The sequence below is a fragment of the Calothrix sp. PCC 7507 genome (genome assembly GCF_000316575.1).
Lineage (GTDB): Bacteria > Cyanobacteriota > Cyanobacteriia > Cyanobacteriales > Nostocaceae > Fortiea.
This window is the reverse complement of record NC_019682.1, coordinates 5,488,753-5,508,186: the sequence shown is the minus strand read 5'-3', so window position 1 is coordinate 5,508,186 and position 19,434 is coordinate 5,488,753. Positions and strand designations below refer to the sequence as shown.

General features: G+C 39.1%; 18 protein-coding genes. 8 read left to right on the top strand and 10 right to left on the bottom strand.

What is annotated here, in order from left to right:
• The first annotated feature begins 231 nt into the window (after positions 1 to 231).
• The 3 genes from CAL7507_RS23550 (at position 232) to CAL7507_RS23540 (ending at position 1,875) form a co-directional block, all read left to right on the top strand.
• Positions 232 to 501, top strand: coding sequence for a hypothetical protein (locus CAL7507_RS23550; RefSeq protein WP_369750794.1), 270 nt, complete (start codon positions 232 to 234; stop codon positions 499 to 501).
• A 128-nt stretch (positions 502 to 629) separates the two neighbouring features.
• Positions 630 to 944 carry a hypothetical protein gene (locus tag CAL7507_RS23545; protein ID WP_015130992.1) on the top strand — a complete coding sequence of 105 codons (315 nt, stop codon included), beginning with the start codon at positions 630 to 632 and terminating at the stop codon, positions 942 to 944.
• Between the two features lie 10 nt (positions 945 to 954).
• Complete coding sequence (locus CAL7507_RS23540; protein ID WP_015130991.1) at positions 955 to 1,875, top strand: FTR1 family protein; 921 nt, start codon at positions 955 to 957, stop codon at positions 1,873 to 1,875.
• 89 nt (positions 1,876 to 1,964) lie between these two features.
• On the opposite strand, the gene CAL7507_RS23535 is transcribed toward CAL7507_RS23540, so the two are convergent.
• Positions 1,965 to 3,161 (bottom strand): anion transporter, encoded by a 1,197-nt coding sequence (locus CAL7507_RS23535; protein WP_015130990.1) that lies wholly within the window; start codon positions 3,159 to 3,161, stop codon positions 1,965 to 1,967.
• A 380-nt stretch (positions 3,162 to 3,541) separates the two neighbouring features.
• Between CAL7507_RS23535 and CAL7507_RS23530 the strand changes: the two genes are divergently transcribed.
• Entirely contained in the window at positions 3,542 to 3,919 is a 378-nt protein-coding gene (locus CAL7507_RS23530; protein ID WP_015130989.1) for a Mo-dependent nitrogenase C-terminal domain-containing protein, read from the top strand.
• Positions 3,920 to 4,041: 122 nt separating this feature from the next.
• Here the strand turns inward: CAL7507_RS23530 and CAL7507_RS23525 are convergent, their stop codons facing one another.
• The gene (locus CAL7507_RS23525; protein WP_015130988.1) at positions 4,042 to 6,021 is read right to left on the bottom strand and encodes a caspase family protein; all 1,980 of its coding nucleotides are present in this window, start codon (positions 6,019 to 6,021) and stop codon (positions 4,042 to 4,044) included.
• Positions 6,022 to 6,215: 194 nt separating this feature from the next.
• Between CAL7507_RS23525 and CAL7507_RS23520 the strand changes: the two genes are divergently transcribed.
• From CAL7507_RS23520 to CAL7507_RS23510, 3 genes are all read left to right on the top strand, one after another.
• The gene (locus tag CAL7507_RS23520; RefSeq protein ID WP_015130987.1) at positions 6,216 to 6,695 is read left to right on the top strand and encodes a hypothetical protein; all 480 of its coding nucleotides are present in this window, start codon (positions 6,216 to 6,218) and stop codon (positions 6,693 to 6,695) included.
• 118 nt (positions 6,696 to 6,813) lie between these two features.
• Entirely contained in the window at positions 6,814 to 6,993 is a 180-nt protein-coding gene (gene rpmF, locus CAL7507_RS23515) for a 50S ribosomal protein L32 (protein ID WP_015130986.1), read from the top strand.
• Positions 6,994 to 7,245: 252 nt separating this feature from the next.
• On the top strand, positions 7,246 to 7,842 hold the full coding sequence (locus CAL7507_RS23510) for a sulfite oxidase-like oxidoreductase (RefSeq protein ID WP_015130985.1): 597 nt from the start codon (positions 7,246 to 7,248) through the stop codon (positions 7,840 to 7,842).
• Positions 7,843 to 8,365: 523 nt separating this feature from the next.
• Here the strand turns inward: CAL7507_RS23510 and CAL7507_RS23505 are convergent.
• Positions 8,366 to 8,737: a hypothetical protein gene (locus CAL7507_RS23505; RefSeq protein WP_015130984.1), complete on the bottom strand. Its 372-nt coding sequence runs from the start codon at positions 8,735 to 8,737 to the stop codon at positions 8,366 to 8,368.
• Positions 8,738 to 9,326: 589 nt separating this feature from the next.
• On the opposite strand from CAL7507_RS23505, the gene CAL7507_RS30235 reads away from it, so the two are divergent.
• Entirely contained in the window at positions 9,327 to 11,474 is a 2,148-nt protein-coding gene (locus CAL7507_RS30235; RefSeq protein WP_015130983.1) for a calcium-binding protein, read from the top strand.
• A gap of 7 nt (positions 11,475 to 11,481) precedes the next feature.
• On the opposite strand, the gene CAL7507_RS23495 is transcribed toward CAL7507_RS30235, so the two are convergent.
• The 7 genes from CAL7507_RS23495 to CAL7507_RS23465 all read right to left on the bottom strand — a co-directional run bounded on the left by CAL7507_RS23495 (position 11,482) and on the right by CAL7507_RS23465 (position 19,289).
• Positions 11,482 to 12,864, bottom strand: a complete 1,383-nt coding sequence (locus CAL7507_RS23495) for an aldehyde dehydrogenase (RefSeq protein ID WP_015130982.1) — start codon at positions 12,862 to 12,864, stop codon at positions 11,482 to 11,484.
• A 65-nt stretch (positions 12,865 to 12,929) separates the two neighbouring features.
• Positions 12,930 to 14,075, bottom strand: coding sequence for a hybrid sensor histidine kinase/response regulator (locus CAL7507_RS23490; protein ID WP_015130981.1), 1,146 nt, complete (start codon positions 14,073 to 14,075; stop codon positions 12,930 to 12,932).
• Positions 14,076 to 14,511: 436 nt separating this feature from the next.
• On the bottom strand, positions 14,512 to 14,877 hold the full coding sequence (locus CAL7507_RS23485) for a type II toxin-antitoxin system VapC family toxin (protein WP_236556806.1): 366 nt from the start codon (positions 14,875 to 14,877) through the stop codon (positions 14,512 to 14,514).
• A complete protein-coding gene (locus CAL7507_RS23480; RefSeq protein ID WP_015130979.1) occupies positions 14,877 to 15,092 on the bottom strand; it encodes a hypothetical protein in 216 nt (71 codons plus the stop codon). Before CAL7507_RS23480 ends, CAL7507_RS23485 begins: the two co-directional genes overlap by 1 nt.
• Before the next feature lie 130 nt (positions 15,093 to 15,222).
• The gene (locus CAL7507_RS23475; protein WP_015130978.1) at positions 15,223 to 15,999 is read right to left on the bottom strand and encodes a class I SAM-dependent methyltransferase; all 777 of its coding nucleotides are present in this window, start codon (positions 15,997 to 15,999) and stop codon (positions 15,223 to 15,225) included.
• A gap of 145 nt (positions 16,000 to 16,144) precedes the next feature.
• Positions 16,145 to 18,838, bottom strand: a complete 2,694-nt coding sequence (locus CAL7507_RS23470; protein ID WP_015130976.1) for a ParA family protein — start codon at positions 18,836 to 18,838, stop codon at positions 16,145 to 16,147.
• 16 nt (positions 18,839 to 18,854) lie between these two features.
• Entirely contained in the window at positions 18,855 to 19,289 is a 435-nt protein-coding gene (locus CAL7507_RS23465) for a hypothetical protein (protein WP_015130975.1), read from the bottom strand.
• Positions 19,290 to 19,434 lie beyond the last annotated feature (145 nt).

The following is a 19,434-nucleotide window of genomic DNA, read 5'->3' as shown; positions in this document are numbered from 1 at the left end:
GCGATTGCGTGAGGTAAATTCATAATATATCAGGAGAAAGGAAACTGTTGGAAACCGTTTTAGCTTTTTTTGCTACTTTTGTACTAGTAGTCTGTCAGGGTTGAAATGAGGGACTGTAGTGTGAGCGTCTCGCTCACGCGGGCTTTTCGGCCCGCACTACCAAAAACCCCTCAAAACAAAATTGACAAACCACTAGACAGCGAGTTAGTAAAGAAAATTATGAGGTGGGATATGGCTGTATTACAGGAGTCTCCTTGGTATCAAGAAATTTTACGCGAGGGTGAGAAGCGCGGTGAAGAACGCGGACTACAAATTGGTGAAGAGCGCGGACTACGAGCCGGTATTGAATTGGCGTTGGAGATTAAATTTGGCATTCCTGGTTTAGAACTCATGCCCATTATCTCGCAAATTCATGATTTACAACGATTAAAAGCGATTCAACAAGCTATCAAAATTGCAAATACAGTAGCGGAACTACAACAAGTTTTGTATTCTAAATAACAAAATCCACAAGATTGTGAAAAATGATGAGTTTTGCTAAATAACAATCAATAACCAAGCTGTTATTTTTCTGTTATTTTTCTGTGCAAAGCTAATGGTACTTAGCGTAGGTAAAGGTCAACAAAACTATGTACCGGAGAATTTTTTTTGGTAACACCCTGAGTGCGATCGCATCTGCTGTTCTGCTACCCACCACAGCTTTAGCAACACCTTACGAGACAGAAGATGTTAAAGCTAAAAAGAAAAAGCACCACGGACATCAGGGAAAAAAGTCAAAGCATTATGACACTACAGAAAAATTAACAGATGCACAAACAGATTCAGTGGCGACTATAGCCGAAAAAGACCATAAACACCATTCTAAAAAGCCCAAGCATCATCGACACAAAGAAAAATCTGCCGTGGTTAACCCACCAGAAGTATCAACCACTGAAATTATTTAATTAACATCCCATGAATTGGAGTACTGCATTACCAACCTTCTTTATTACTTTACGAGAAGGTGTAGAAGCTGCTTTAGTTGTCGGTATTGTTTTTGCTTGTCTACAACAAGCGGAACAAAAAAAATTGCATCGCTGGGTATATTTAGGTGTTCTCAGCGCTACTTTAGCTAGTTTTGTTGTTGGTTTACTACTAAATCTAGGAATCCAAGGATTACAGACATCTGATTTGTTGTATGCGCCTGTCTTCAAGCAATTGTTTGAGGTGGGATTAGGCGTAATCGCGATCGCTATGCTCAGTTGGATGCTGATTTGGATGACGCGACAAGCACGATTTCTCAAAGCGGAAATCACCGACTCAGTAAAAAGTGCTTTGGGTGAAGATAATCGCGCCGCTTGGGGAATTTTTAGCTTAATCTTTATTGCTGTATTTCGGGAAGGCTTGGAGACGGCTTTGTTTATCGTCGCTAAGTTTCAAGAAGGCTGGACACCAGTACTCGGAGCGATAGGAGGACTAGGCGTAGCGGTTGTAATTGGTATGCTGCTATTTAAATGGAGCATCCGCATCAATTTGAGCCAATTTTTCCAGGTGATGGGTGTGTTCCTGCTGCTGATTGTCTCTGGATTGGTAATTTCCATGTTCCGCCATCTTGACGCGGCGGCGATCGCTTTTAGCCACATCTCCTCATCTACTATTATTTGTGGAGTAGAAAAGACTTCCTGTATTTTAGGTCCCCAAATTTGGGATCTTTCAACTAGTTTACCTGACCGACAGTTTCCGGGGATTTTGCTGAAAACTATCTTTGGCTATACCCAAAAGCTCTATTTAGTACAGGCTGTAGGATATCTCATGTTTTGGGCGATCGTCGGTAGCCTTTACTTCCGTAGTCTGAGCCAACCTGCACAACTAAAACCAGCCAACAAACTCAATTAATCTCAATTTCTCAAAGTCAATTTCCCCAAAAATTATCCTCAGAGGTAAAATCACAACTTCTCAGCTTGGAAACTCCTGCCTCACAACATTCAGTGAACCCAGAGGTAAACTAGAAGTAGAGTACATAGTGTCAATGGCACTCCAAAGCGGAGATGCTCCCAGAAAGTGAGTTTGTAGCCTAAATCATTAGCGGCTTCTAAAACTATCAAGTTAGCGACTGAACCAAATAAAGTCAGATTACCTGCAAGAGTTGAGCCTGCTGCTAGTAAGAGCCAAGATTGGGTATCACTCTGAGAAATTAGTGGTTGCAGTAGCAATACAGCCGGAACATTAGAAATTAGGTTAGATAGAACTACAGTTACACCAAATAAACTCGCAGCAGAATTGACAAAATGGGTAAATGGCTGTATTAAATTTAACTTTTGTGTGACTCTTGTGAGGATAAATAGTCCTGAAAACATTACCAGTAGATTCCAATCTACCTTGTTCAAAATGCGCTGTGGTTTTACCCGGCGAGTAATGAGCAACAAACTGGCAGCTACTAAGGTAGACTCTGCTAGAGGCAAGCCGATAGCAAAGGCAATGAGTAACCCGATGGTGATGACTAGGGTTTTATTAAATAACGGTTTGAAAATGCGTTGCTTGCTATTAGGTAATATCTGGCTAGCTTTGGTTGAGCGCACATCAGGGTAAAGTAGCCAAAGTAATCCTATCTGAATTACTAAGCCGATGATGGCAACTGGAGTTAAGGCGCGTAAAAAATCTAGATAACTGATACCGGAAAAGGAGCCAATCAGAATATTTTGGGGATTACCGCTTAATGTGGCAACAGAACCTATATTAGTTGCACCTGCAACTGCTAGTAGATAAGGTATGGGATTTAAGCCTAAAGCTTGAGTCAGGCTCAAAGTCAGTGGTGTAAAAATCAGCGCGATGGTGTCGTTGAGAAATAAAGCTGAGAGTACGCCACTAGCAAATGTTAAGGCAATTAACAAGCCTAGAGGACTGCGAGTTAAACTCAACAGCACCGATATCGCCTGTCGAAAAAACCCGGCATAGGCTAGATTAGCGTTAACTACCATCATGCTCAAAAGAAATATGATGGTATTGGCATCGATCGCTTGCCATGCTTCCTGTAAATTTAAAGCACCCAGAGCAATTAAAAAGCCAGACCCCACTAGGGCAATAGTGGTGCGGTTCATGCGTAAACCAGGAATATAGCCCAAGGCCAAACCTAGATAAGTTAGCCCTAGCACGCCATAGATGGCAAATTGGCGGAATATCACTTTGTTTACAAAGCTACTGAGAGCAGTTTAACCACTGGCAAAAGATTTTTTATTATAGTTATTTATACTCAGTAAGAGTAAGTGTAGAACTTGCTTATATAAAGTTTTGTAAATGTTACCAAAAAACCTGTCAAAAGATAGATGTCTTCACTAAAATTTAATATGTGTCAAGTTATGAACAAGATCGGATTATTACACTTCCGCTTCCGGGAAAATTGCGTTTAACTTGACGTAGTAATAAAAAGGTTCTGATTTCAGTGATTACGGATAATATTCCAATCGGATCGCAGTCAGGACATGATTTTTCCGGGAAAAGATGTTCCCACTTTGTATATGTTCATCGGAAAGGTGAATACCCTCAATAAAATAGAGGACTAATCATGAAGGTATTTGATAATACCACAAAAAGAATTTTTCTTGCAAGCTGGGTGTCAATAAGCCACACAGAAGCTAGCAACACCCCTGTAACCCAGCTGCAAGAGCCAACTCCCAAAGTTTTTTGTGATGTTCTTTTACCCCTGCGACGACAGGTAGACAATATTCAAGTACGCGATCGCCAACTAGCCCACCGCCTGTGCCAACTGATCCCTTCTCAGTGTCCCTTTGAGCGTGATGTCAAACTATTCGGCAAAACCCTGTTTCACATTCCGCCAATGTGCAAACTCAACCCCTTGTATGAAGAAGTAGTTAGCTTACGTTTTCGAGCTATGTGCTATTTAGCTGATGAATGTGGAGAGGATATTTCTCAGTACTGTTAATACAGAGTTCTGAGTCAAAAGTCCAGTGTCAAAGCAGCCTGCTACTGACACTGGATTTTTTAATTTGTCAAGAGTCAAGAGTCAAGGTTATTATCTTCCCCATCCTCCCCAGTCCCCAGTCCCTACTTTTTAATTCGCCTCACTTGCCATTTTTGGATTGCTTCTTGAGTATCTTCATAGGCGGCTGTAGATTCTGGGATTAAGGCAGCGGTTTCAATGGCGGCGTTCAAATCTCCTTGGGAGGCGCGGGTTTTGGCGATATCTAAAATTCTTTCACTCCATTTATTGATTGATTTTTGCGCCATATCAAAGCCTGGTTGTCCTGGTGGGACTTTTTTGGCAACTTCGATCGCCCGATTGTAGGTAGAGGCTTGTCCGGGTTTAATTAAGCCATTAGCGGCATCTAAAAGGGTTCTGTTGCTGACATACTGTTTGGCTTCCAGTCGCCATTGATTAATTGAAGCTTGAGCTTTGGGATAAACATCTGCTTCTTTAGTGATTAATTGAGCGGCTGCAACTGCATTTGCATACTGTCTTTGTTGAGCGCGTCCCTCTGCTAAGTCTAAAATCATCCGGCTCCAAATTTGAATATTTTCTTGAGCTTGTTCATATAGGGGTTCGCCTGGTTTAATTTTTTTAGCTGTAGCGATCGCTAAATTCAAATCGCTAGCCTGAGTTTGTCGCAGTGACATTTTCGCCAGATCTAACACCGCTTGGTTCCGCTTTTTTGATTGGGAACTAGGAGCAAATTCCGAGATGGGGGGATTTTTGACTGGAGTTGGTGCGGCGGCATTGGGAGCGCTAGTATTTGGTGAAGTGTTGATGACTCTTGTGTCACCAGTGCCAGCATTCGGCGGTGTTCTTAAGATTTCCTGACTTTTAAATCTGGTTTGATTACGCAGAAAAACTATTGCTACTAAACTGACTATCAGTATGCAGCCGCCGCCCCACCATAAAAGCTGTTGCCAAAATGAGGCGTTTGCCTGATTTTTGGGCGATCGCTCAAAATTAGTTTGGGAAGTATTGGGAATATACCTGCCTCCCCCAGATGTCTCTTGGGAAGAAGGGAGCATTTGGGGTTGCTGTTTGACGCTCCGACTTGGGGCAGAACGTGGTTGGGAAACCAGTTCCGACTTGAGATTCTCAATCCATGCTGTAGATGTTGGCAGCTTTAAATGCTCGGCTCTGGGGTTGACAGTGGTTTCCACCCCTTGGGATTCTGGCCAAACGCCTGTTTTTGTCAACTTAGGCGTAGATTTGGCGGAATTCTCTTCGAGGGTGGGGGCTGCTAGGGCGACAGCAAAAGATTCTTCGGGAAAAATCACGGGAGCTGCTTCGCTTTTGGCTGGTGTGCGATCGCTTCCCTGTTTTTCCAAATATGGCAAAATTGGTTGCTGTTGTGATGGGATAACGGTGACAGGATTTTGTGTGGGTCGCCAATGGTGTTGGCATAATTGCGGCGTGAGAGTGCTGAGATAATTGGCTAAATCTGTCAAACTACTGCCATGACCAGAATTTAAAGCTGCTAACAACGCTGCTGTGAAGAATCCATGACCTAGTTCGCTACTTTCGTGGGAAAATTGCTCTGGTTGGCAAGAAAGAATTGTGGCGAGTTGTAGTTCTTGCGCGAGTTCTATGGTTTCTTGTCCAACCGGAGCATCTGCTTGAGTGCCAAAAGCGCGGTTGATATCCAGCATCAGCAACACATACAAGTCAGCCAGTTGGAGACTTTGCATGAGCGATCGCACTTCTATACCAGTCTCCTGCACAAGGTCAGGGTTTCCTTCCACTGGCATTAAATAATCATTTCCTTTGTAGTTAATCCCGTAACCGCTGAAGAATAACCACACGTGGTCTTGCGGTTGCCAAGATGAGGCTGCGAAGTCCTCTAATAAAAGGAGAATATTCTCCTTTGTGGGATAAGTGGATTTATCTCTAATTGGCGGCGAAGTATCCGTCATTAGCAGGCAGTTTTGCGGTTTAAAACCGGCTTCTTCTACTAAAAATGCCTTTAGCGCCTCAGCATCAGCTTGGGCGCAACGTAAAGGTTGAAATAAATCATATTGATTGATGCCAATAACAATCGCCCAGTAATTTGCCATCCCGCTCTTTGTCGGTTGTTGTTTGCGTAAAATTTTGGTTGGCTTTGCTGAAAAAACAAGGCTAACCTATGTCTTATAGTCTAGGAGATTCTCATCGAACCCAAGATACAATGTAGTATTTATTACATTATTTTGCCGGAAAATACTTTCACTCAATTTAAATTACAGATCATTAGTTAAGGAGTTACAAAGTCATGAGCAAGAGTGTTGCTTGTCAACCATCATCGATCATTACCTCTTCATTTATTAGCCAAATTGCCAGAAAAATCCGGATAGTTCCGTTATTAGTTTTGCTTTTATCTACGCTTCCTGTGTGGTTTTTGAGGGAAGCGATCGCCCCCCAGATTGTGCAAGCTTACACAGCTAGAGTTGATCTAGCCATTGATCGTCTACCGGATGAAAACTATGAAACTATTCTGCGGAGGGCAGAAGCGGTGGCGAGAGCATCCGCTCAAAGGAGTTTCGATCAAGATATTTTGGTGACAGATGTGTCAATTATTGTCTCCGTACAAAGTTATGGAGCGATCGCCCCAGTTCTGGCTTTAGATGTGAGTCGTCCACAATGGCGCACTCGCCCCGATCCGCAGCGTTGGGCAACTTACTTTAAAACTGCGCGATCGCTGCTGTTTTTTGAGCAAAACCTGACTCCCGGACAAACAGCTACAACCAAGTAGTTTGTCTATGTGAAGGTTAAGCTAATTATTTCATCCTTTATCCTTCACACTAGAGACTTCTTTAGCCAATTGATGGCTTAGAATAGTAAGGTTGTCAAGAATTGCGATATCCGCTATCATGGCTGTTCCTAAGAAGAAAACATCCAAATCCAAAAGAGACAAACGCCGCGCTACTTGGAGGCATAAGGCTGTTGTTGAAGCTCAAAAAGCACTCTCTCTCGGTAAATCGATTTTGACTGGACGTTCTACATTTGTCTATCCAACTGCTGAAGACGAGGACGCAGACGAAGAATCATAATTCAGTATAAGCACGAACAGCGCTACTCAATCAGCGCTTTTTCGTCGCTTTATGGATTATTAAATGGTCTAAAAAAGCTCATCCAGTTAATCAGAATCCGGTAATGGATGATTCTCACAAGGTGTTCCACATCAAAGTTGCATATTTCATGATGTTGACAGTTAACAGTTAACTGTCAACAAATAAAAACGATTGATTATTGGGCAATTCACAAGAGATAACTAACTTGAAAAAACTTATTTTTCTAGGAGTATGCTAGGAAAATTTTTTCAGAAACCAGAGGCGCAAGATAGCGAACGGGTTCCTCCAGGACAACACTTAACCAAGGGTTTTCCGGTATTAACTTATGGTGCAACGCCTAAAATTACCACGGAAGAATGGGAATTTCGGGTTTGGGGATTGGTAAAACCCGTCGCCTTTACCTGGAAAGATTTTATGGCGTTACCTCAGCACGAATTTACAGCGGACTTCCACTGTGTAACGCGCTGGTCTAAACTCGATGTCAAGTGGACGGGGATTAAGGTGACAGATTTCTTCAGTCTGATTGAGTTAGATCCCAAAGCAGCCCATGTTATGGAACACTGTTATGGGGGTTATACCACTAATATTGCGATCGCTGACCTTGTGAAAGAAGAAAACTTCTTCGCTTTTAAAGCTTTTGGTGAACCGTTAACAGCAGAACACGGTGGGCCAATGCGGTTAGTTGTTCCCCATCTGTATGCTTGGAAAAGTGCCAAGTGGATTAATGGTTTAGAGTTTTTAGAACGCGAAGAACTTGGGTTTTGGGAGCGTAATGGCTATCATACCCGTGGCGAACCTTGGGCAGAGGAGCGTTATAGCAGCATCTAGGATTATCGCCTGAATCCACTTTCTGAAGGGTAAAATAGGCTCGTAGTAAGGACTTTAGTCCTAATCTTCTAAGCACTGAAGTCTTTACTATAGTGGTTCCCATTCAGATGTGGTACTAAATTATATCGCAAGCGGTAGGGGCACGGCACTGCCTATAGGTGTCAACTTAAGCTACAGATGGCTTATTGCAAGGCTTACCTACCCGCCTGGGAATGAATTCCAAGGCTAATAGCCAAAGTTTACTAAAGTAAACTGGGGATTTTTGAGAATTTTTAGTCATCTTCAGATGACTTGGGTTATTAGACTCAGAATTCATTCTGAGGCGGGATATGGGTTTCGCGTTAAGTTGACACCAATGGGCACTGCTGTGCCCTTACGGGTGTATCTCACGTAACCGAGAATTGCTATACGAACTTATCGAAATTATATGGAACAGACTACTATGAGGGACTCAGTCTTGATTTGCCAGCAGCACGTTAAAAGCAGTGGGTGCGTCAATTCGAGGAAATACTAAAATCCAAGTTTATTGTTCGTCTTGTGTTTGTAATAAAAATTTTCTCACTTCTTTAATATTGATATCTGCCCACCAAGTTGAAAGAATTTTTTTACCATCAATATAAACATCGTTATTTGTAATTACAATTTGTTCGGGAGTGAAGGAATATCTTTTCACTGTAGTTCCCAATAAATTCATCATTTGAATCTCATTTGGAGTAATCACAGCTAGATTGCGTGTCAACATTAAAACACTTACAACCAAAAGTATTAAACTTGTGATTGTGTTGACTGAAAATCCGACTAAAAATGATACGTAAAGTATAAACATACTACAAATGAGCATGAAAATAGGAAGGATTTTTTTATATTTGATCTCTAAATGTGTTAGATAATTCATATTTAAAATTTTATCTCAATTCTGGTATTTTTTAATCAGGTTGTGGTTACTAAATGAGGACAATTTATATTATTTTCAGGTATTTAGATATATTTTGGCGTCATTTATCTAAACTTTAATCGCTATATCAAAATCTTCTCCTCTAAAAAGCTGTGATGAATGACGAATCTCTACTTTCAATCTTCCTACAATTTATCGCGCAATTCTATCTCAACATAGAGGGAAATGGCAAATCTTTTTATTCTGTTTGCCATAAAAACACCCAGGAAATTACCATCGGCGGGTTCTCTCTCTTGAAGCAAGTGGCGTTATAAGTAACTTTTTCCCCATTCCCAAAAACTCCATACCGCAAGCGGTATGGAGTTTTTTATTTTATGTCGTCTTCATATTGCCTGTATTCTCACTGTGATTTATATAAAGCTTTGGCTAAATAATTTATTTAATCAGCAGAAGTACTAGACAGCAATGAAAATAATCTGTAAATAATATTAAATACGTTAGTGACAACCCACCAACGATTAATACTAGCATCACTTTTTTGCCTTGAATCATCAATGGCAAGCACAAACAATTATTGACTTGTTTGATTATGAATAATATAAATGTAAATTTTAACCTTACAGATTACGCGGAATTAGGAGATATCAAAAAAGCTGTTAGTTCAAGTGAAGCAGAACTGAATAAATTAGATATAAATGCATCTGCCTCTATAGACTATTTGAATATTTTCTTTGCTTCATTGAGTAGTGCTAATACAGTAGCAAATAATAAATACATTAGTGTAATCACTCTTTTAGGTGATTTACAGAATATACTAGGTGTTACTACAGCCAAAGAAATTCAAGACTTATCAACTGTTTTTTCACCGATTAACACTAGTGATGTTACACAGGGCTTAAACAATCTTGAAAATGTCTTAAAAGAATATAGCTCAAAAATAGGTAAGCCAATTGAATTACCGACTTTAGCAGACTACTACGCTATTCTTGTCAGTGGTAGTGCTAGACGAGACGCTCAAGATTTGCAATCTAGAGTAAAAAATGCTCAGAATAAAATAGGTAATTCATTAACTTTAGTAGATAATAGCCTCTCTGCTATCAAAGCATATTCTGCTAACTTAGATAAAGCAAGCCGACTTTTAGAATCTACTACTAAGAAAGTCTTTGAATTTTTAGCAATACCCGGAATTAATCTATTTTTAAAAGATTTTGCAGTGCTTTTAGTTGCTTTCCAAGGAGAACTAAACTCACTGAAACAAGAAGTTAGCGAAACTACGACACAGCTTGATAAAACAAGATCCAATATTATTCAAACGCAACAAAATCTCACGGATTTAAATAATAGTTTAGATTCTGCTTTAGGATTACCAACAGTTTCTTCTGATTGGATAACTTATGATAATTTGCCTGAAGATGCTAGATTTAAATTGACTTTTGAAGGAAGAATATTCACACATCCTTATGCTGAAATAGAAGGTCCTTTTGAAGTTGGAAAATTGTGGATTAAAAACAACATTAGTTTTGTTGGGACTAATGTCATTGCTAACCCAATTTTGAGCTTTAGTGTTCAACGTAATATTGACGATCCTATATTTGGTCCCCAATCGACCGATGGTACAGCTAAAGTTTTCTCCACCTATTTAGCAACAACAAATACGAATAATCCTCAGCAGTCAGCAGATTATTTTACAATTCCAAAACTTGGGATAAAGATTAATATTTATGAAGAAGCAACCTATGGACCACTAAAAGTCATAGGTAGTTATAATTCTCCTTTAGAAATTGTGGCTATCGTACCAGAAAAGGGGGCGACAGGTGGTTTCATCACATCAATTGATGGGTCGATTAACAACAATTCTCCCATCGCAATTGATGATTTCTTTAGTACTGATGAACATTTTGTTCTCAGCGAGAATATCCTCACCAGCGACGCCGATATTGAACTCGATTTGATGACTGTGACGGCAGTGAACGGCAATGCTGCTAATGTAGGTACTGAGATTACCTTAGATTCTGGTGCGTTGCTAACTCTCAATAGTGACGGTACATTCGATTATGACCCCAACGGTCAATTTGAATCCCTTTCAAAAGGAACATCTGCTACAGATAGCTTCGATTACACAGTTTCTGATAGTTATGGCGCTACAGATATCGCTTCTGTAACTGTCACTATTAATGGAGCGGAAATTCCAGATGGTGCGATCGTGGGAACACGTGATGCTGAAACCATTTTTGGTAATGCCAGCAATGATATTATCTATGCTCTGGGTGGTAACGACCAAATTTTTGCTAGCGAGGGCAACAACACTATTTTTGGTGGGACTGGCGATGATCTCATCTACGGTGGCTCTCAGGCTGATACTATTTATGGTGAAAAAGGCAACGATACTATTTTTGCTAACGAAGGTGTAAACACTGTCTTTGGCGGTGCTGGCGATGACCTGATTTATACAGGTTCAGGTAATGATTTTATCAGTGGTGGCGTTGGTAACGATACCATCTGGTTAGGTGGTGGTAGAGATATAGTCGTTCTGGCAAAAGGTGATGGAATTGATACTGTCAACAACTTCCAAGTAGGACAAACAATGATTGGCTTATCAGGTGGTTTGACTTATGATGATTTGACAATCATTCAAGGTAATGGCAGTGCCTTAATTAACACAGGTGATAAACTTTTAGCCTCTCTAAGCTGGGTACAAGCTAGTAACATCAAATTTGATAGTTTTTTCACCATTTAACACTCAATTACCCAAGAAGTCGCTTCAATAAAGATAGTTTGCCTTTATAGGGAGCATATCGCCAATTTAAATCCAGCAAAAATGAGTTTTGCAAGACACTTTTGTAATGGGAAAAGGTGTCAAAACTGGCTTTACCGTGATAGCTACCGATACCGCTATCACCCACACCACCAAATGGTAAAGATGAAACACTAAACTGTATCATTGTGTCGTTAAGACAGACTCCACCGGATGTTGTTTCCTGCAATACTCGCTTTTGCAGGTTTTTGTTTTGAGAAAATAAGTATAAAGCTAAAGGTTTTGGTCGAGAATTAATTAAGGCGATCGCTTCTGTAATATCGGAATACTCAATTATTGGCAAAATCGGCCCAAAAATCTCTTCCTGCATGATTGGATCTGTCCAGGAGACATTATTAATTATTGTGGGAGCTATATAAAGTTCTTCTGAATTAGTTTTCCCACCAATAATAATTTCACCATCTTTGAGAAAATGAACCAATCTCCCAAAATGTTTGTGATTGATAATCCGGGCATAATCAGGACTGTTAGCAGGATTATCGCCGTAAAATTCTTTGAGGGTTTTTCTGAGAATATCTACCAGATTATTTTTGATTTTTTTATCAACTAAAAGATAATCAGGAGCAATACAACTTTGCCCGGCATTAATAAACTTGCCCCACACAATTCTTTTAACAGTATGTTCTAGATTAATTTCTGTATCTACAATACAAGGACTTTTTCCACCTAATTCTAAAGTCACTGGCGTGAGATTTTTAGCCGCTGCTGTCATGACAATTTTGCCTACAGTCGTGCTACCAGTGAAAAAGATATGATCAAATTTCTCCGCCAGTAATTTTTGACTAGTTTCTACACCTCCTTCGACGACTGCAATATATCTTGAGTCGAAATATTTAGGAATTATCTCAGCTAAGAGATTAGAGGTATGAGGAGCAAGTTCGGAAGGCTTAATAATTGCACAATTGCCAGCAGCGATCGCACCTACTAATGGTGAGATAGTTAATTGAAAGGGATAGTTCCAAGCACCAATAATCAAAACAACTCCCAGTGGTTCTGGGTAAATCTTTGCTGAATAAGGAAAAAAGTTCAGTGGTACTGGGGCTTTTTGGGGTTTTGTCCAAGTTTGAATATGCTTGATGGCATAATCAATTTCTTTGGTGACTAAAATTTCTGCGGCGTAAGTCTCAAATTCAGGCTTATTTAAATCTGCTTTTAATGTTTGGGTAATCGCTTGTTCATGCTCAATAATTGCCTGCTTTAAGATTTTAAGTTGCCCAATCCGGAAATAAACATCTTTCGTTTTTCCAGTTTGAAAAAATTCACGTTGTTTACGAATAATATCCACAGCGGAAATTGTTAATTCACTAACCATGCTTTTTACTCGCTTCGCGTTTCATTTGTTAAGAATCAAGGATCATTAATTATTTCTCCAATTCTCTACGGTTTAATAGGTAAAAGTACAATAAATAGACTACCTTTACCTAACTCAGACTTAACTAAAATAGCGCCTTGATGTGCTTCGACAATGCGACGAGAAAGGTAGAGTCCCAAGCCACTACCAGAACTCTTATGGCTACCTTGGCGAAATCGTTCAAACAAGGTAGGTTGTTCTTTAGGCGGAATACCTGAGCCTGTGTCTGCCACCTCGATAGTAATATAGTCAGTGGTAGCGGAATTAAGCGAAAAATTAGGGTGGAAGCCTTTGTCACTCTCAAATCCAGAAGTGAGGGAGATATTTACTGAGCCGGATTCGGTAAACTTGATAGCGTTGCCGATGAGGTTAGTGAATAGGCGATGTAGTTCTAAGCGATCGCCCATGACTATACTTTTAGTTGCATCTTCCGTAAAATCTAAATTGATTGGCAGTGCTTTTTCCTGAGCTAGGGGTGTCAATTCCCCAGTCACTTCTTCTAATAACTGGGCGAGATTCACTGGTTGCAACGCCAGGGTTTTACGACCAGCTTCAAAACGATAAACTTCTAATAAAGTATTAACCATAGCCAGCAGGTTGGTATTACTGCGAGCCATAATGGCAATCACCTCTTGCATTTGTGAGGATAGCGCCCCCAAAGCACCCTGCTGAAACAACATGAGAATGCGATCGGCTGCGACTAGAGGAGTGCGTAAGTCATGGGTGAGGCGAGAGACAAAATCTTCCCGTTGCCTAGCAATTTCGTCACGTTCATCTATACTGTGCTTTAACCGCAAGAGCGATCGCACTCTCGCTAATAATTCATCCACAGTTACAGGCTTGCGGATAAAATCATCAGCACCCAAGTCTAATCCCTGCGCGACATTGGGCGCATCATGGGCAGTAATCAGCAAAATCGGAATATATTGCTGCAATTGCGTATTTCCACGTACACGTTTAGTAACTTCGTAGCCATCCATTCCTGGCATCATCAAATCCAGTAACACCAAGTCACAAGGAGATGCTTCCAGTTGCGCCAATGCCGAAATACCATTTTCTGCAGTGCTAATTATGTAGCCTTCCTCTTCCAAAATAGTTTTAATCAGAAACACGTTATCAGGAGAATCATCAACAACTAGGATTTTGTCAGCACGAGAAGATTGCGAATTCATTTAGTAGTAAGAGATAGGTAAAAGTTAATTTTGGCTAAATTAGCTGTATTTGGAGCAATATTTTCTGTTTTTCTACACTTACCCTCCTATGTAATAAACATTGTTTACTTGTAAATAAGCAGCAAAAGACTACTGAAGTTTTCGATAGCTGTGAATTAGCTGAGTTTTTTAGTAAATAATTACTAATTCATTGAATCATGACTAGTAAACTTTGTAGTAGCACCTAAGTTAGCAGTCCGTCGTTCAGAACGGCAAGTTGAGGGGTATTTGCCTGCTAATTTCTGAGGCGAACCGATCCAGAGTAAGCTTTTCCATAGAGTGGGATAGTTCCTGGTAAGCATGGCGCACAGTTTATTTTTCAACTTGAAGCGCATCGGCTCAGGGCGTAGGGAAATCCATCGTTAGCCTCTGAGAAGTCCTTGTGTCCCTACCTCAATTACACAATTTGCACCGTTTGAGTATTAATTTCTGTTAAATTAGCTAGTTTGACATCATTCGTAAATAACGTTGCGTCTGGAGATTCTGTAGTTGCGACAATTATTGCGTCAGGAAGCCTGAGTTTATATTGTTTACGAAGTGCGATCGTTAGTTTTTTGATATTATTATCAATATTTACAACTGTAATTTTATTTAAAAAATCAATTATTTGCGTTTCTTCATCTGAACTAAGACCTGGATAAGATAACAGTTCAATTTCAGTAATCATTGAAATAAAATATTGTCCAGATGGTAATTGGCTGGCTAACCTACCACCTAAAAAATACAGTACTATATTTGTATCTAATAATATTAAAGGCTGCATCAACTCCATTCATCCCTAATCTGTTGTTGATATTCCAAAGGGTCTTGAGTCAATTTAATGACACCTGCATATTTATTTAAATCGAAATTTACTTCTTGTTGTAATTGATAAGTATTTAAGATTTGCTCAATTTTTTCCCAGTCTTGATAATCAATCAAAACAGCTACTGGGCGCATCGCTTCATCAGTCACAATTTTTTTGTTAATGGGTAGCATAAGTTTTTGCTTAAAATAATATATCTATCTTAGCTTTTTTACTAATGCTGCATCGGAAATCAAAGTGGCTTACCGTTGGCGATCGCACTCTCCGCACAAAGCAGGCGCTAAAATTAGCTTGACATGAAGTTTAATTAACTGCTTCGCTCAGATGTACACTAGTGCGATATGTCATATAAACAAAACCAGTCTCATCACGAAATTGCTGATATAAATCCTGCAAACCAGCAATCAGGCGATCGTATACCAAACCTTCACTAGGTAAGTAAGAAACACTCTTAGCACGTCCAATCAGTCCAGTTAAATCTAATTCTTGTCGATAAACAAACATATATTCTCGGAAGTTAACAAAATGAGGCGTTGTTAACAACGGTTCTACCGATTGCATCCGCGATTCTGCTGGATGATTGTTGGATGCTTCACGTACCAATCGGCTATATTCTGCTGTTAAAGCATCTTCTTTGTCGCGGTTATTCCACACTACAGCCAACCGCCCGGCTGGTTTTAAAATCCGGTGAAACTCTAATAACGTTGGTTCTGGATTAAACCAATGAAAAGCTTGAAAACAAGTAACTAAATCAACAGACTTGTCAGGTATTTGAGTAGATTCTGCTGTCCCATCACAAAACTCTACTAAAGGGTGAGGTTGAGCAGCTTCTCTCATCGCCGCATTTGGTTCTATAGCAATAACATTAACTCCTCTTTCAGCCAATAATCGAGAGGAAATTCCTGTACCCGCGCCAATATCAGCGACTATGATTGGCGACATTGTATTTAATCCCTCCAAAATAATATCAATAGCTGTAGATGGGTAGCCAGGTCGATATTTTACATAATCTTCTGCTCTGTCAGAAAATCTATTTACGGGATTCAGAGTATATAGGGGTATTGTGTGTGTTTCGCTCATTTATGTTTTTGTAAAACTAATAATTAATATATGAAAGAAGAAATGGTGGCGATATCTCTATTTCCAGAAAGCAAATCAAATCCTTTTGCAACCATAAACCTGCGAGAACTGCCACACAACCAGCAATATAAAGTTAAACATATTTTTATACTGCGCCTCTACGATCCATTTCAAAACCATATACATAGATATCAGCAACCTTATAGCGTTTCTCTTTTTCCCGCCATTCAATAATGCCAATTTCACTTAAAAAAGAAGCAAATTCTTCAAAGTCTGCTATGTCATGTGCTGACTCTTGCCATACTGTTTGTAACTGTTCTTTAGATAAGAAGGCTAATTTACCCTTAAGAGAATCAAAAAACTTAGTCAAATCAGGATATTCCTCTTTAATTTCTTCACACCGCTTTTCTGATGCTTTTTTTAAGCCAAATTCTAAGGATTTTCCTTGAAGTAGGCGGTCTGTACGAAATTTGGTTGATGATTGTCCCTTATAGCTTAGTTCTTGTTCTTTTGCTCCTTTCAGTAATATACTTAAACTCCGAGGAAAAGTAGTGCTACTTGAGTCTGTTAATCTTTCATAAACCCATCGAGATACATTTTTAGCTCTATTTCCACCTCTGCGGCGACTTCCCCACAGTAATTCTAAGGCTTTATCAATTGCCTCTTCTGTAGCTTGATCAATACTTTCAAAAGCAACAGGAGAAATACGGTCAACCAAATTCTTGAAATCTTCAGATTGTATTGCTTGACGAAGTGCTAATCGTAAAAAATCAATCCTAGTCCACTGTAAGATAATATCCCGCCCAGTAAAATGACTTTTATTGTCAAAACTTAAACGGTTCCATATATCTTCTCTTAAAAAGATTTTAAATCTAATTTCTGTTAATCTGTTAGCATCACAAGATTGCACTAATTGAAATAAGCCAGTGAGTGCTTGCTGTCTTATTCCTCCTACTTCAGGAAAATCTTCATCTAAATCATCGTAAAGAAACCAGAGTTTTTGAGAATTATTTTTGGCTTCTTCATTAAGCAAAATATCTATGGCATCTTTGACTATGAGCCGTAGTTCAGAGTTAGTGGATAATTCTAACAAAACTTGAGTAGATTCAGACTGCCATCTTTCTTTAGGTAAATTATTAAGAATTTTTCTCAATTCACTATACTTTGGACTTTTCTTTCCTTTAGGAAAGTTAAACAAATTTTCCTGATGACATCTAAGTAGTAAATAAGCTCTCCAGAAAGCTTCCCATGTGCCTCTGTTTTGTTGTAAAGTTTGATGGATGATTTGAAATTCATCACGAGATGGACGACTTTCCTGAAATCTACCATGTGCTGACAAAAATACAGTATTATCTAATCGTCCATGAGCTAGTTTTTGAGCAACACTTTTATGTTTTAGAAAAAGCCAATAAAGTGCAGTTTTGCCTGTGCCTTTTCGCCCTCTAATTAGGCAGGTTGTATCGTCTAAAAATCTTTCAAAATCAGTAGTACGCTGAAAGAGTAGATTCAAATCTTGTCTTGGATCAGCAGCATTTACTTCAGGAAATTGCAGACTTTCAATAATATTCCACCGATGATCTATTGTATTTAAAACATTACTACGTTTGAGTTCATCAGTTTTTTCATCAATTAAGTTAGCAATTTTTGTGTAGTAATCTTGCATCCCTTGTACAGGATAGCTATCAGCCAAAGCGATTGGCAAAAGATAAGGGACTACTAAAAGTTTTTCTATTGGAGTTTGATAATTATCTAAATCTGGCTCATCTTCATCTGTTTCATAGTTTTCATTTGTTACTGTATTTAATCTGTTCAGCAATGAGTACCAAATTTGTTTTACTTTCGACAAACCAATCTCAGTAACATCAGGAACAGGAGAAAAAACAAAATTAATGGATAAATTTTTTACCCATTGCAGGGATTGTATTAACAGTTCTATTCCTTGTTTATTTTGTTCGTTAGGAAAAAGAAATATAATTGCTTCGTCAGCTGCTTGAATTAATGATAAAGCTCCCCATTGATTGATTCCAGTTCTCGAATCAATTAAGATAATATCAGGTTTTAATTGTTCGTAAATTTCACGTTTAAAAACAGACCAAAGATTTTGATCTCCATCAATAATAGTAGTAGCATGAAGATCATCAACTTTGGAGACATAATCAAGATTAAGATAACCAGCAGGAACAACAAATAATCTTCCTGTGGCGTTAGAGATTTTCACTTCACCAAATATTTCAGCAATTGAAATACTTGGTTCTACTTCATCTGGTAAGTAGGAACGCTCATAAAAATAGTCAACTATTCCATACTTTGGTTGCGGCTTGAGGTTGAATGCTGTACTCAAACCAGGCGCTTCTAAATCTAAATCCACAGCTACGACTTTAAGACCACGCGCTGCCAAAATTGAGGCAACATGGGTTAATGCAGTAGTTCTACCTACTCCTCCTTTAAAGGAATAAAAAGTTATGGTTCTGGGTAAACTGTGTTCGCGCTGCGGAAGTTGAGGTTTATTTTGCGGATTTGCTGCTTGAATTGCTAAATCTTGCCAAGTTTGTACTGAAGCTGTATTAAAAACCTGTGGTGCTGAAAGATTCAGTGAATCTGCTTCTTGATGCGTATATAAGGAAATAAACCCAGGAGATAAATGAGGAACTTGTGATTTAAATAAGTTAGAAATTTGTTCTTTTCGTTGAGGAATAGATAAATTAATAAAGCGATCACTCACAATCGTCAAATTCACTAACCCCGATGTAGAAATATTTAAATCGAGCCATTCTTGGGAATTATGCACATACTGGTTTGTAATTTCCTGCTTTAGCAAAATCTGCCAATTTTCCTGCATTTGATTGACCACCTCGTTAAAGTTGAGTAGTTTGCTTTTGTAACCACCCTTTGAGACTGTGATAGGCTTTTAACCAGCGTTTGTAACTTTCATCATCAGGCTCAAAGCCAGAATAACGCATATCTATAAAACTTTGGCTGTTTGGATTTTCCACTTCGTCAAGCCACTTTCGCACTTCAGGAAAATTAGCAATTCTAGATTTAAGTCGATTGTGCCGGTTTAATGCTTCTATGTAACTATGTCCCGGATTAGTAATAGTATGCCCTGGATTAGTAGAATCTGTCTTCCATTCCTGAGTTGCACTTTTTGGTAAGGTAGCAAAAATCATTGCTTTTAATAAACACTCAATGGTTACACCTCCAAAGTGCATAGCTGCTACTTTCCTTCCAGACTGACATAGTGTTTCAGTATCAAGGTGACGATGCATAAAAGCGGCTTGGTAATCTTCCATACTTAGCAAACTTAGCGTTTAAGCTTGATCAGTATATTATTAAATAGCAATTCTTTTAACATTATTAATTCCTTATTTTATCGTTTGAAATACCTGAATGTGAGACAAAAAAAACAGCCGCCTCCCCCAGGAAGCAGCTGTTTTC